Below are 13,266 nucleotides of genomic sequence, written 5' to 3' on the forward strand. Positions count from 1 at the left end.
GAATTACAGAAATCTTTCACCGTCTGCGCGATCCCGTTTTAACGCCGCTTATCCACCTAAACCTTGGGCGCCACACGTCGAGTCTGCTACGCCTGAGCAAGCCGCAGAATACCTGCAACTTGAGGGGCCGAATGCCCGTGCATACCAGCAAGGGTATGTCCGGTATGCGGGCGGTGCAACCTGGCATTGGGCTGGCATTTGTTGGCGTTTGACACCTGACGATATGCGCCTGAAAAGTTTGTACGGGGTGGGCCGAGACTGGGACTTGGATTACGCGACACTTGAGCCGTATTACGTTCGTGCAGAGTACGCGATGGGTGTTGCAGGTCCTTCTGATCCTGAACTGCAGTGGCCGCCCATTCGCTCAAAACCTTACCCGATGGGCCCATTTCCTTTTGGGCCTGGAGAGCAGCGATTTACCGAGGCCGCGGCATCGATAGGGTTGCGCAATCACCCCTCAGCGCAAGCGCGCAACAGCGAAGTTGCCTACGACGGACGGCCACCTTGCTGCGGCAACAATAATTGCATTCCTGTCTGTCCAGTTGCCGCCAAATATGATGCCGCGGCTACGCTCCCAAGAATTGAATCCAAGGGCGGCAAGATAATGTGCGATTCGGTTGTTTACCGACTCGAGGCAGGCGCGAAAAATGAAATTGTGGCTGCACATTATTTTGACAGTAGCAAAGTTTCCCATCGGATAAGTGGCAAATTATTCGTCGTCGCTTGCAACGGTATTGAGTCACCTAAAATACTGCTGATGTCTAAAAATGAGCAAAACCCCGAAGGCTTCGCTAACAGTTCTGGCCAAGTGGGAAGAAATATGATGGATCAACCAAAACTCGTGGTCGCTCTTGAACTTGCAGAGCCCGCTTGGACTGGAGTGGGTCCAGTACAAGGCAGCAGTATTATTGAAACTTCTCAAGGCGATTTTCGGAGCCGTCACGGTGGGGCACTGTTTCGCTTCAATAATATGGCTCGTAGCAGAGTTGGCGCATTCGCCGCTCTGGAAAAAGGACTGGTTGGCAAAGCGTTGGATACGGAGATACGTCGACTGTCAGCGTGCACCGCAGAAATAGCGATAGAGCACGAGCTGCTGCCAGATCCTGACAATCGTCTAACACTTTCCAACAAAAAAGATTGGCTGGGCATACCCAAACCTAATATTTACTACGACGTCGGCGCCTATGTTCGGAGATCTGCACAGGAATACTCGGTGCCTATTGCTAAAAGACTGGCCGAAGCCTTGGGGGCAACTCATTTCCAGGTGACGACGGAATTTGTTCAAAGTGATCACATCATGGGAGGGACGATCATGGGTCGAGATTCTGCCACATCCGTGGTCGATCTCGACTGTAGAGCACACGATCATTCCAACCTTTTTTTACCGGGGGGGGGAGCGATGGTTACCTCCGGAAGCGGTAACAGTACGCTAACGATGGCGGCGTTAGCGCTCAAGTCTGCGGACGCCATCGTTACCCAATTAAGGAATGCTTGATCATGTATTCCTTTAAATCCTGGGTTATGAACAGTGCCGTAGTGATGTGCGTCGCCAGTGGGACGTGCGTGGCCGGCGAGCAACCACAAACAGACCTGATAGCGCGTGGAAAATACCTTTCAATTGCATCCGATTGTGCTGCCTGCCACACAGTTAAAGGGGGGGCGGAATTTGCGGGTGGGTTGGCTATTGTATCTCCCGTCGGGAAGATATTTGCCAGCAACATTACCCCATCCAATTCCGCAGGCATCGGCTTATATAGTGAAGGACAATTCTCTTCGGCCTTGCGTAAAGGCATTCGTAGGGATGGCGCGAATCTATATCCAGCAATGCCATATGCGTCCTACTCGGCACTCAGCGATGTTGATATAAAAGCGCTTTATGCGTACTTCAAAGACGGTGTCAAAGCGGTGGACACGCCGGCGCCAAAAACCTCGCTGCCATTCCCAATGAATATTCGCATGTCCATGAAAGCATGGAACTTGCTGTTCTTGCCCGGTCGGCCGATGAAGGATGACCCGGGGCAGTCCAGTGAATGGAATCGCGGCAGGTATCTGGTTGAAGGGGCGGCACACTGCGCAGAATGCCATACCCCACGGGGCCTGCTGATGCAGAAAAAAAGCGGCTCGGCAATGAGTGGTGGATTGGTGGGAGCCTGGTACGCGCCAAATATTACATCAGACCCGATTAGCGGGATAGGCATCTGGAGTAATACAGAATTAGTCGAATATCTTCGAACTGGCAAACTCCATGGAAAAGCCCAGGCGGCTGGAAGTATGGCAGAAGCGGTTGAAGACAGTTTCCAGTATCTTACGGATCAGGACTTAAGCGCGATAGCCACGTACATCAGGCGCGTCCCGGCTATAAATGACGAAGGCGAATCGAATAATCGGTTTTCACAAGGAAAAGCCAGTTCCGAAACGGCAGTTTTTCGCGGTGTGACGTCTTCAACCTCATTGGAAGAAACGGCTACTGGCGCCCAGCTTTTCCAAGGTAATTGTGCAAGCTGTCATCTGGACAAAGCCCAAGGCACTAGAGATGGATATTATCCAAGTTTGTTCCATAATTCGGCGACCGGTTCTATTAATGCCAACAACCTTGTGGCTACCATTCTAAACGGCGTCGATAGAACGACCACGAAAGGCCAAGTTTATATGCCCGGCTTCGGTGGGAAACCCGCAGACCTCAACGCCCTTAGCGACACTCAGATTGTCTCATTGGCGAACTATATTCTGTCGAACTATGGACAACTGTCTGTAAAAGTTACTTCGGAAATTGTAGCGACTGTCCGCCAAGGAGGGCCAGCATCGAACCTTATCCTATGGGCAAGAATTGGCATGGCAGGGGGTGCACTTATAGTAGTGCTGCTGGGTGTTTGGTGGTTGAGACGTCGATCTCGATCGCGCACAAAAGGAACAGCGAGCTTCCCAACCTCCTAACGTTGAAACTCATTTAGCAGCGTGTTGCCTACCGGCTGCGAAGAAGGAGAAACATGAATAGTTCTGGTTTTTATGAAATTGGTGATCTTCGGATTACAAAAATTACCGAGCAGCTTTTTAGTACGCTATCAGTAGTTCAGCTTTTTCCTGATGCCACTCCACAGTTGCTAGGTTCGCTTGCGTCGGCTGCGGGAATAACACAGGACAGCGCTGTTGAAATGAGTATTCACAGTTGGTTGGTTGAGACGCCACACCATAGACTGTTGATTGATACGGCTTCTGGCAATTTTAAAGATCGACCTTTCAGCAGTATATTTCACCAATTGAATAGTCCATGGATGGAAAACCTAACACTGGCAGGGAAACGTCCTGAAGATATTGATTATGTACTTCATACTCATCTTCACGCCGACCATGTGGGTTGGAACACGGTTTTGAAAGATGGCGTATGGGTTCCGACTTTTGTGAATGCAGTTCATGTGTGTTCCCAAGCTGAATTAGACTTTTACGACACGCCAGCGGCTGCTCCACGAATGATGATTTTTGAAGACAGTATCCGTCCGGTGCGTGATGCAGGTCAGTTGCAAATCATCGACAATCAAGGTGGCGAGTTCCTGCCAGGGATTAGATTTTATCCCACTCCAGGTCATAGCCCTGGTCACATGAGTATCGCCATTGAATCAGGCAATGAGGTTGCGTTGTTCTGTGGAGATGTCATGCATAGCCCGCTACAAATTGCATTTACTGATTGGAATTCAATGTTCTGTATGAGCCAATCAGCAGCTCGTGAGTCTCGAAAATGGTTTCTTGAGCACAGTCTTTCCGATCATATTACCGTGTTCACCAGCCACTTCACCGAGTCTTCAGTGGGTCGTATTACTAAAGACAATGAGCAATATATCTGGGAATTTATTTAATTTAAATTCCGCAAAAAGATGAGGCTTGTATATGAACATACTCCACAGTTTTATAGTGTCTTCAGTCGCCGTGTTTTTTTTGGCCGCTGGTTCAGCCAGCGCAACTCCGCTGGCACAGGCGCCTGGCTACTACCGAATTCCTCTCGGGGATTTCAAGGTCACGGTTTTGTCTGACGGGACAGCGCCCAGGGATCTCGCTTCGATCATGAGCAAACCTGCTGTAGTGCGTGCCGCTTACGCCGCCGCGCATGAAGCGCTACCGGTCGAGCTTTCCATCAACTGCTTTTTGATTGATACGGGTAAGCAACGCATCCTCGTGGATACGGGCGCTGGTGAGTTGTTTGGTCCGGGCTCGGGGAAAGTGGTTGCCAATCTTCAAGCGGCGGGTTACAAGCCGGAAGATATCGACACGATCCTGCTTACTCACATTCATGCAGACCACTCGGGTGGCTTAACCGTAGCGGGGAAGCGTGTGTTCCCCAAAGCTGCCGTCTATGTCGATAAGGCAGACCCTGCTCTGTGGTTGAGTCAGGCCGAAGAGGCCAAAGTCCCTGCCGACCGTAAAACCACCTTCGAGCAGTCGCGTAAAACGGTAGGCCCTTATGTCGACTCAGGTCAGTTGAAAACATTCACCGCGCCGGTCAACCTGTTTCCTGGGGTTAGCGCAATTCCATTGCACGGCCACACGCCGGGCCACACTGGCTACATGATCGAAAGCAAGGGGCAGAAGCTATTGCTTTGGGGTGACACCGTTCACTCGACCGAAGTGCAACTGGACCATCCTGACATTACGATCCAATACGACGTGAACGCGACCGATGCTGCCAGTTCGCGACTTAAAGCTTTAGAACAAGCAGGCAAAGAAGGGTATCTGGTCGGGGGCGCACACATATCCTTTCCAGGATTTGGCCACGTCGAACATCGTGCTGCAGTCTACATTTGGCATCCAATTCCCTATTCGGCCACAGATTGAATCTTTTATTTTAAGTGGACACTCGCGCCTGTCAGTTCAGCGATCTCGGCCATGTGCATTTGGCGATACGCATGAAGTTTTCACCGTAAATGGCGTTGATCTCCGAGGGTGCGTAACCCAGGCGGGTCAATTGTTGCGCAACCTCCCCAAGCATTTCCGGCTGCAACTGTTTGTGACCGTTCATTTGCTCGTAGTGCTCATGTGGCCACCAGTCGTCCTCGCTTTCACCCTCTGGCAGATCTTTGTGTTCCGGATATAGCTCGGTATCCAGGCCCAAGCCTATGTGGCTTGTCCCGATACGTTCGGCCAGATAATCGATTTGACGAACGTATGCCGCTACCGATGCGGATGGATCGCCCATGAAAATACCTAAACCGGTGAGGCCAATGACGCCGCCTTGACCCGCACAAGCGAAGATTTGCTCGTCATCGATTGTTCGCGGATGGTCGAAAATCGCTTTAACGTTAGTGTGGGAAAAAATCACAGGCCGCTGTGAAATTTCCATAATTTCGAGACTTGAACGTTTGCTCGCATGGGAGGAGTCGACAATGATCCCGGCAGCATTCATAGCGCCAACAACCTCGCGACCAAGGGGGGTCAACCCGGTCCCTTTTCCATGGCAGCCGCCCGAGCAGCTGTTGTCCCGGTTGTAGGCGAGCAACATCTGGCGAACGCCTAAAGTCGCAAATAGCTCGACCATGGCGAGATCCTGATGGAGCATATTGGAACCTTCGAGATCGAAAGAAACTGCCAGCTTTCCATGACTGCGGGCTTGGTAAATATCGTCAGTGGTGGTCACGAGTACGAAGTCTTCACTGTGAAAAGCCAGCCATTGACGAAACCCCGCGATCATTCGCATAACGGTAATAAACGGGGTCATGTCCATGCCCACGTTGATCGATACATGATGGAAGCCGGCGTCGCGATACCTTGTCAGGCAGGACATGTCCTGCCCGGGAATCAAAGGCAGGCACGCGTGCGCTTCCCACTGAACGACTGGGGTGGTGTCCGATTGCGATTGCTTGAGGGTCATGTCTTGCCCATCTTTGGCTGCAGCATAGGGTTCTGGCCTGGAGCGGGGTCATCTTTACTCCCTGACCGTCGCTTGCATGATGCATGTTTCTTCCAGTCAGCGAGTACCCAGTAGGGAAAATAAGTCCACGGCGTTTTCGTGGTCTATCGAAACTCGCTCAGATTCACTCAGTTGCAATTGAGGCAGGAGATTCGCCATGGCGGATACCAAAAAAGTATTGATATTGGGGGCCACGGGGGGAATCGGCGGCGAGGTGATGCGCCAGCTGTGCGAACGCGGCTGGGACGTACATGCATTGCGACGTGGCGAGGCGAACCTTGCAGGGAAACGCGACGGAGTAACCTGGGTGATTGGCGACGCGATGGACGGCCATACGGTGATGGCAGCGGCGCAGGGCTGTTCAGTGATCGTCCATGCAGTTAATCCCCCGGGCTATCTACGCTGGGCTGAGCTTGTACTGCCAATGCTGGACAACACCATTGCTGCAGCCAAGGTTCTGGGCGCAACCATCGTTCTACCAGGCACGCTATATAACTTCGGCCCCAGCGCTTTTCCACTCGTAAATGAGCACTCTCCGCAAAAACCGGTTTCTCGTAAAGGTGCCATCCGCGTGGAGCTAGAAGAACGTTTGCGCACTGCTACCACGCGAGGATGTCGCGTGATTATCCTCAGGGCGGGGGAATTCTTTGGGCCAAAAGCGGTGCAAAGTTGGTTTGCTCAGGCCTTAGTTAAACCAGGTCAGCCCGTTAACCACATAAGCCTTCCAGGAGCTCCAGGCGTCGGTCATCAGTGGGCCTATCTTCCAGATGCCGCGCGCACAATGGCGATGCTGCTGGAATGTCGTGGAAAGTTACTGCCCTTCGCGGTATTTCACATGAATGGTCATTGGGACAATGACGGAAACCAGATGGCTGAAGCAATCTGTAGAGTCGTGAATAAGTCTGGTGGTGCGCAGCCCAAGCTACGTAGGTTCCCCTGGTGGTTCGTTAGATTGGCCTCACCGTTCATGGCAACCTTTCGCGAGATGCTGGAATTGCGGTACATGTGGCGTGTTCCTGCGCAAATGACCAACTCGCGGCTGCTGGCCACGCTCGGGCATGAGCCGCATACCCCATTGGATCAGGCTGTGGAGGCTACATTGGTGGGAATGAGATGTTTGCCGAAAAGACATACCTGAGGAAATCGGTCGCACGGTGCTGAATTAATGACCTTCTTGGCTCGATGTTGGCCAGTGGCGACAGATGTCGGGAGGATCCCCTTCCGGGGATTGGGTCATGTCGAACATCTTTCCCCGAACTACATAATGCGAAAATCTGCTATTGGAATCTAATCAATCAGGTTCGCTCAGCTCCATTTTCAAACCATTCACTGTGATGGAAAACCTGAAAGGACGATACTGGATCGCCCCGATTTCCTAAAAGCATCCGACGTCTGCTTTTGGCCGATTCTGTTGAAAAAGTAGCTCTTCTGTCTGGCCTGCGGCAAAATCTCTGCATTGGCCAGCAGGGAAGCACGCAGCATGATGGGACAGTTATCGAGTGGGCAGGAGCGGCTGTTTTACTCGTTCAACCTTGAAGATCACATTCCAGCCAATCACCTTCTGCGCAGCATTGATCAATGTCTCGATCTGAGCGACCTGCGCCATTACCTCGCCGATATCTATAGCCCGATTGGGCGTCCGTCGATTGATCCCGAACTGAGATGCCCATTTGAACCTGGCGTATCGCTGGTTCTGCCGGTTGAGCCTTGAGACGAAATCCCCAACCACTCGACCTTTTCCAAAAATCGACACGGCCGTTTTCGGGACAGTGATCTGTTTCGCTGGTTGTTCAATGAAGTGCTGCGTCGCTGCATGGACGCCGGTCTGGTCAAGGGCGAAGGCTTTGCCGTGGACGCCAGCATCATCAAAGCGGATGCGAGTCAGCAGCGCGGCGTACCGGGAGATGAACCGGTCAACTGGAGCGATCCATCCCTGAGCACCCGCGCCGTGCGTGAGTACCTTGAGGTACTAGATGAAGAGGCTCTGGCCGAAACGCTACCGAAGCGAAATCCGCCGCTCGCCGAGATATTCCGCCCAAAGTCACAGGCGACTTTACTTACATGCAGGACTTCAAGGTTCCGGGGATGCTCCATGCACGAGTCATTCGACCGCCCGCCATGAGGGCGACGCTTGTCAGCGTCGATCAGGGGGCGGTCAAGGAGATTCCGGGACTGCTGAAAGTCGTACGCGAAGGCAATTTCCTGGCCGTAGTGGGAAAGACGGAATGGTCAGCGATCCCGGCTGCGAGAACCCTCAACGCTTTGTGGACGCAATGGACTGGATTGCCTGAGCAGGAAAAGCTTTGGGAGCATGTGCGTGCTACCCCCGTGACGAATACCGAAGTCTCCAGCAACTTAGGCGATACCGGTGCGGCATTGCGTAGCGCCCATCGCATGTTGAAATCCACCTACGATTTCGCCATTCATACCCATGGCTCCATCGGCCCGTCGTGCGCCATTGCCCAGTTCAAGGACGGAGATCTGACTTGCTGGACTGCATCCCAAGGCGCGCACGCTCTGCGTCGGCAGTTAGCGATAATGTTCAAGCTTGATCCAAAAAACGTGCGCGCCATTTACCTCGAGGGTGCAGGTTGCTACGGTCGCAATGGTCATGAGGACGCTGCGGCAGATGCAGCTTTGCTGGCGAAGATCATGGACAAGCCGGTGCGCGTACAGTGGATGCGTGCCGATGAACACGGATGGGACCCGAAGGGCCCTCCGACGCTCATCGATATGCAGGCCAGCTTCGACGCCGATAACCATCTGACTGCTTGGCAAAGCGACTTTTTCGTGCCGGACGGCAAACCGGGCACGGTAGCGCTGATTGCTGCCGAACTGAGCGGCATGCCCCATGAAGACTTCATCTCGCCAGGCGGCGTGATGGGTAATTCAGGCATTCCCTATCGCTTCGCCAATATCCTCACGCAAGGTCATCGCCTGGCCAATACGCCGTTTCGTCCTGCCTGGATTCGCTCCCCCGGACGGATGCAGAACACTTTTGCCAACGAAAGTTTTCTCGACGAAATCGCTGCAGTCGAAGGAATTGATCCGATGACGATTCGTCTCAAAAGCATCGATCCGACCGACCTGCGTGGTGCCGAGGTGTTGCAACGTTTGGCGGCGATATCGAAGTGGCAGGCAGGAACTTATCCTCGCCCGGTCGGTACCGACGATACGGTAAGGGGGAGGGGATTGGCCTACGTCAAATATGACTTGTCGAAAACTTACGTGGCCATGGTGGCGGAGGTTGAGGTAAACCGAAAAACCGGCAAGATCCTGGCGCGCAAGTTCTACGTCACTCATGACTGCGGGCTTGTGATTAATCCCGATGGGACTCGCAACCAGATTGAAGGCTGCATCGTACAAACACTAAGTCGTACCTTGCGCGAAGAGCTCAAATTTGATCAGTCCACTGTTACCAGTCGGGACTGGGCGTCCTATCCTATCCTGACATTTCCGGAAGTTCCGGAGATCGAAATTGAATTGATCGAACGCCCCACGGAACCTCCGCTGGGCGTGGGTGAAATTGCCGCAACAGTGGTGTGTGCGGCGGTCGGTAACGCGGTGTTCGACGCTACGGGCGTGCGTCTGCGGTCGATCCCTTTCACCGAGCCAAAAGTGTTGGCCGCGCTGGGGCATACCGCAACTACGCACGCTTGATTGCCGTCCCTACCTTCAATCATGTCCGGAGGCCCCATGGACAGCGTCGACCTCAATGTCTTGAAAAATGTACTGCAATGGCGCCGTGACGGACATCGTGTCTGGCTTTACACCGTCATACAGACGTGGGGGAGTGCTCCGCGTCCACCGGGCGCGATGTTAGCCTTGCGCGAAGACGGCATGGTGATCGGATCAGTGTCCGGAGGGTGCATTGAAGATGATCTGATCGCACGTCGTCAGTCGGAACGAGATCAATTAACGCTCAATGTTCCCGTGCAGCTGATCACCTACGGGTTGAGCAGGGAAGAAGCGGCCCGCTTTGGACTGCCGTGCGGAGGCACGTTACGGCTAACCGAGGAACGGATAACTGATGCGTCCTGGGTCGAAGAATTATTGACGTGCTGCGAAAACCACGAAATTGTGAGTCGTGAACTGTCGATAAGCACAGGTCAGTCAAAACTGGGTGGCGCAACGCGCGATGATATCCTTGAATTCGACGGAAAACGGCTGAAGACTGTTTATGGACCGCGCTGGCGTCTGCTGTTGATTGGCGCTGGGCAACTGTCGCGCTACGCGGCCTCTATTGCACGAATGCTGGATTTCGACGTCCTTATCTGCGATCCGCGAGAAGAGTTTGCCTATGGTTGGGACGACGAAGGGGCCCGTTTTGTTCCAGGAATGCCTGACGATGCAGTGCAAGCTATTTTCCCTGATGCGCATACCGCCATCGTCGCGCTGACTCATGATCCACGGTTGGATGACATGGCATTACTGACCGCACTGAAATCCGACGCTTTCTATATCGGTGCGCTTGGCTCACGAGTCAACACACTCAAACGTCGAGAAAACCTCCTTTTACTGGGGTTGTCAGAAGACGAAGTCGGGCGATTGCATGGACCCGTTGGTTTACATATTGGTAGTCATACTCCACCGGAAATAGCCTTGTCCCTGATGGCCGAAATCGTCTCGATCAAGAATGGTGTCCATGCGGTACAGAAAAAGTCATTTGTTGAGCCGCGGGTTTTATCGCTGATTGCAAGCGCCTGAGTCTCTGTGATCTACACCGAGTGAACCAAAGCGTTGTTGAATGGGCATTGCATGAGAGGACAAGACGCATCGTACAATATCCGGGGCTGACAGTTATCGGATGTTGCATCTGTATTGAACCCTTCTGGTCTCTAGCCAGTTAGACCTGCTTCGATCTCGTGCCGAATGCGCTCAATCAACGAGTCAAAATCAGCCGCTGGATCAAGGAGCAGAAAACACTCGACAAGGAGAGTCAGCGGATGGACGTCCATTCTCTCCGCGAGCTCGGAAGCCTTCTCCAATGTGACATTTTTCAGGCCTCGCTCAAGCGTACTGAGATAGGTCCTGCTACTCACAATTCCAAAGTCTTCTTGGGTCAAGCCGTGGCGAACGCGCGTGTTACGTAACGCAATGGCAAATGCTTCCCTGAGTTCCATTTTGCTTAATCCACAAAAGGAACGATGAAGCCTTTTTGAACTCTATAGGGCTACAATCTATAGTGTTCATTTTGAGAAAGATTTATGCCCGCACTTAAGATAAGCGCCCGTCAGGTATCTGCGACGAGTAATGAGCACAGTCCTTCAACCATGCTAATGGTCGCAGTGGCGAACGTTACGCAGCCGGAGCAGGGCATAGAGATAGTCAAACGCTTCTCCGGTCAACATCTGATCGACCTGTTCAACGAATTGGATCGGCCTGATTCAGAAAAGGCGATCGTTGGCGTCCTGCTGGCAATTCCCCCAAAACTTAACGGCTCTCCGCGATGGATCGCTGATAATGTGCTTGATTTTGGCCGAGTCGAGCTAAGGTTTGCTGATGGCGCTTGCTTGGATACCTACGCCTACCGGCTTGCTTCAAAAGCTGTATTCAGAGACAACGCTAAGGTCGACCCAGCAGATATCCAGTGCTGGAGATCACTCTATGAAACGTCCAATGCGGATGGTGACGTTGATCCAGAGCTTGTTGCCCATCAAACCTGGTTGTCGGTCGTCATCACTCGAATGGTCAACGCGGTAAATCTACCTGATGAGGAGGATGCCCCTGAGTAGTTGGCGACTCCCCATTGGTACCGTAGCCCAATCCCAAAGGACCTTTTTGCAGATCAAACCGAGGAGGAGGGTACGGATACTTTCGGCTTTCAAACTTATCGACCTCCACATCAATCATCGCCGCCGGCGAAAGGTCACGACGAACGCGCCGACGAAGCCCCCTTACCCAACAGCGTTCATGAGAAGCGGCCATGAAAGGAAGACGTAAAGTTAAAACGTCTAAGTGGTTTTTAAAGGCTCAATTTGAGGCCGAAGCTCAGCGCATGATGGCAAATAGATCTAATGAAGCACCACATAGATTTCTTGATGCGGCCTCGCAATTCGGAATAGAACATGAACCTACTGGGCGCCTTGCGGGCGGCTAGCATAACCCTAATCCTCAAGGTGACCGCGGCTGCACACGCCTATTTTCGACCCATCACATGAGGGCAGATAATGCCCTCTGGATGCATAGACAAATCTGAATTGCCTAGCTGACAGCCTAACCCTCATCAAGCGTCCCAGTATTTCTTCCGATATTGAGAGCCCCATGCACAAATCAAATCTTCCAATGCTACTCACTCAGACTATCGAGGTAGTTATCCGCGCGGGGCAGCTACTTATTGCGGAATGGGCGAGGGTAAATGGACCACGAGGGAAGGGCGATAAGGCCATAGTAGACATAGAAATCGAACGCGTTTTACGCCAGCAACTTCTAGGACTTTTTTCTTGTGACTTCTGGGGCGAGGAAACCGGACATAGCCTCACGGGACATTCCTGGTGTTGGGTCGTCGATCCTAACGACGGTACGAGTGATTTTCTCAAAGGTCTCAAAGGGTCTGCCATTTCTGTCGGCCTTCTGCATAAGCAAATTCCGGTATTGGGCGTGGTCTACGCACCAGTCACTGTTGAGGGCTCGCCTGATTGCATCGCCTGGTCTGAGGGACTACCCGATTTGTTGCGCAATGGACAACCAGTAGTAACGAAGCTTTCTGAAATGGCGTTGTCGCGCAGCACTCGCGTGATGGTGAGTGCCGCTGCGGTTTACAAGTCTGAGATCAATCGCGAACTCTGTGCTCCCGGCAGCATTGTTCCTATGCCCTCAATTGCCTACAGGCTTGCAAAAGTCGCCGCAGGAGATGGCGTCTGCGGAATTTCTCTGTACGCGGTTTCTGCACATGACGTCGTCGCAGGACATGCGTTGTTGCGAGGTGCGGGTGGCATTTTGGTCAATGAAAATGGTGAATCAATTTTCTATGTAACAGAAGCAAACATGCAGACCGTTTCAAGACGCTGCTTCGGGGGAGCAGAGATCGCGTGTCGGACTTTGGTGGCTCGAGATTGGAATCGTATTTTCACAGCGGAATAGGGCGAAGCTTGAACGGCAATCATTGACTCTGGCGTTTATAATTAATCCATAGCAATGGTGACGCTTCGGGCGTCAGACAATTCTCCCGCTGCTCGCCAGCAGCGTGTTTCGTACAGCAGGAGAATTGGAAGGTGAATCAGCTTAGCGTCCATGAGCCGATTGATTGGCCGTGCTAAGTTTTTGATATCACCCGTTCAAGCTACTGTGCCCACCGCCTCGTGCGCCGAAAGTCTGATATCGAACGGCCTCGGTTGCTCAGCCGTATAAGAGAGCCGTGCTCGCAAAGT

Annotated in this window: 11 protein-coding genes and 1 pseudogene; 10 read left to right on the forward strand and 2 right to left on the reverse strand. The window is 52.7% G+C overall.

From position 1 onward, the window contains the following. From UB23_RS28365 to UB23_RS08135, 4 genes are all read left to right on the forward strand, one after another. Positions 1-1,495, forward strand: a 1,495-nt coding sequence (locus UB23_RS28365) for a GMC family oxidoreductase (protein WP_045058911.1), incomplete at its 5' end; no start/stop codon positions are given. Positions 1,496-1,497: 2 nt separating this feature from the next. Beyond that, a complete protein-coding gene (locus tag UB23_RS08130) occupies positions 1,498-2,934 on the forward strand; it encodes a cytochrome c (protein WP_052672979.1) in 1,437 nt (478 codons plus the stop codon). 53 nt (positions 2,935-2,987) lie between these two features. Then, on the forward strand, positions 2,988-3,851 hold the full coding sequence (locus UB23_RS28370; protein ID WP_082069151.1) for an MBL fold metallo-hydrolase: 864 nt from the start codon (positions 2,988-2,990) through the stop codon (positions 3,849-3,851). 31 nt (positions 3,852-3,882) lie between these two features. Next, positions 3,883-4,824 carry an MBL fold metallo-hydrolase gene (locus UB23_RS08135; RefSeq protein ID WP_045058833.1) on the forward strand — a complete coding sequence of 314 codons (942 nt, stop codon included), beginning with the start codon at positions 3,883-3,885 and terminating at the stop codon, positions 4,822-4,824. A gap of 31 nt (positions 4,825-4,855) precedes the next feature. Here the strand turns inward: UB23_RS08135 and UB23_RS08140 are convergent, their stop codons facing one another. Continuing rightward, positions 4,856-5,857, reverse strand: a complete 1,002-nt coding sequence (locus UB23_RS08140; protein ID WP_045058834.1) for a membrane dipeptidase — start codon at positions 5,855-5,857, stop codon at positions 4,856-4,858. 196 nt (positions 5,858-6,053) lie between these two features. Here UB23_RS08140 and UB23_RS08145 point away from each other — a divergent pair, with 196 nt between their 5' ends. From UB23_RS08145 to UB23_RS08160, 4 genes and pseudogenes are all read left to right on the forward strand, one after another. Further along, entirely contained in the window at positions 6,054-7,034 is a 981-nt protein-coding gene (locus UB23_RS08145; RefSeq protein WP_045058835.1) for an NAD(P)H-binding protein, read from the forward strand. 342 nt (positions 7,035-7,376) lie between these two features. Then, positions 7,377-7,904: pseudogene (locus UB23_RS08150) on the forward strand (transposase); the annotation flags it as partial. 53 nt (positions 7,905-7,957) lie between these two features. Continuing rightward, on the forward strand, positions 7,958-9,556 hold the full coding sequence (locus UB23_RS08155) for a xanthine dehydrogenase family protein molybdopterin-binding subunit (protein ID WP_236695847.1): 1,599 nt from the start codon (positions 7,958-7,960) through the stop codon (positions 9,554-9,556). 36 nt (positions 9,557-9,592) lie between these two features. After that, the gene (locus UB23_RS08160) at positions 9,593-10,603 is read left to right on the forward strand and encodes an XdhC family protein (protein ID WP_045058836.1); all 1,011 of its coding nucleotides are present in this window, start codon (positions 9,593-9,595) and stop codon (positions 10,601-10,603) included. A 131-nt stretch (positions 10,604-10,734) separates the two neighbouring features. Here the strand turns inward: UB23_RS08160 and UB23_RS08165 are convergent, their stop codons facing one another. Further along, positions 10,735-11,019, reverse strand: a complete 285-nt coding sequence (locus UB23_RS08165) for a helix-turn-helix domain-containing protein (protein WP_045058837.1) — start codon at positions 11,017-11,019, stop codon at positions 10,735-10,737. 84 nt (positions 11,020-11,103) lie between these two features. Between UB23_RS08165 and UB23_RS08170 the strand changes: the two genes are divergently transcribed. Further along, the gene (locus tag UB23_RS08170; RefSeq protein WP_236695848.1) at positions 11,104-11,631 is read left to right on the forward strand and encodes a hypothetical protein; all 528 of its coding nucleotides are present in this window, start codon (positions 11,104-11,106) and stop codon (positions 11,629-11,631) included. A gap of 529 nt (positions 11,632-12,160) precedes the next feature. Then, on the forward strand, positions 12,161-12,979 hold the full coding sequence (locus tag UB23_RS08175) for an inositol monophosphatase family protein (RefSeq protein WP_045058839.1): 819 nt from the start codon (positions 12,161-12,163) through the stop codon (positions 12,977-12,979). Positions 12,980-13,266 lie beyond the last annotated feature (287 nt).

The organism is Pseudomonas sp. ES3-33, from assembly GCF_000952175.1.
In the GTDB taxonomy this organism is placed as follows: Bacteria; Pseudomonadota; Gammaproteobacteria; order Pseudomonadales; family Pseudomonadaceae; genus Aquipseudomonas; species Aquipseudomonas gregormendelii.

Coding starts and splice junctions, on each gene's coding strand:
- UB23_RS08130 (WP_052672979.1), top strand. CDS start 1,498: ATGTATTCCTTTAAATCCTGGGTTATGAACAGTGCCGTAGTGATGTGC.
- UB23_RS28370 (WP_082069151.1), top strand. CDS start 2,988: ATGAATAGTTCTGGTTTTTATGAAATTGGTGATCTTCGGATTACAAAA.
- UB23_RS08135 (WP_045058833.1), top strand. CDS start 3,883: ATGAACATACTCCACAGTTTTATAGTGTCTTCAGTCGCCGTGTTTTTT.
- UB23_RS08140 (WP_045058834.1), bottom strand. CDS start 5,857: ATGACCCTCAAGCAATCGCAATCGGACACCACCCCAGTCGTTCAGTGG.
- UB23_RS08145 (WP_045058835.1), top strand. CDS start 6,054: ATGGCGGATACCAAAAAAGTATTGATATTGGGGGCCACGGGGGGAATC.
- UB23_RS08155 (WP_236695847.1), top strand. CDS start 7,958: ATGCAGGACTTCAAGGTTCCGGGGATGCTCCATGCACGAGTCATTCGA.
- UB23_RS08160 (WP_045058836.1), top strand. CDS start 9,593: ATGGACAGCGTCGACCTCAATGTCTTGAAAAATGTACTGCAATGGCGC.
- UB23_RS08165 (WP_045058837.1), bottom strand. CDS start 11,019: ATGGAACTCAGGGAAGCATTTGCCATTGCGTTACGTAACACGCGCGTT.
- UB23_RS08170 (WP_236695848.1), top strand. CDS start 11,104: ATGCCCGCACTTAAGATAAGCGCCCGTCAGGTATCTGCGACGAGTAAT.
- UB23_RS08175 (WP_045058839.1), top strand. CDS start 12,161: ATGCACAAATCAAATCTTCCAATGCTACTCACTCAGACTATCGAGGTA.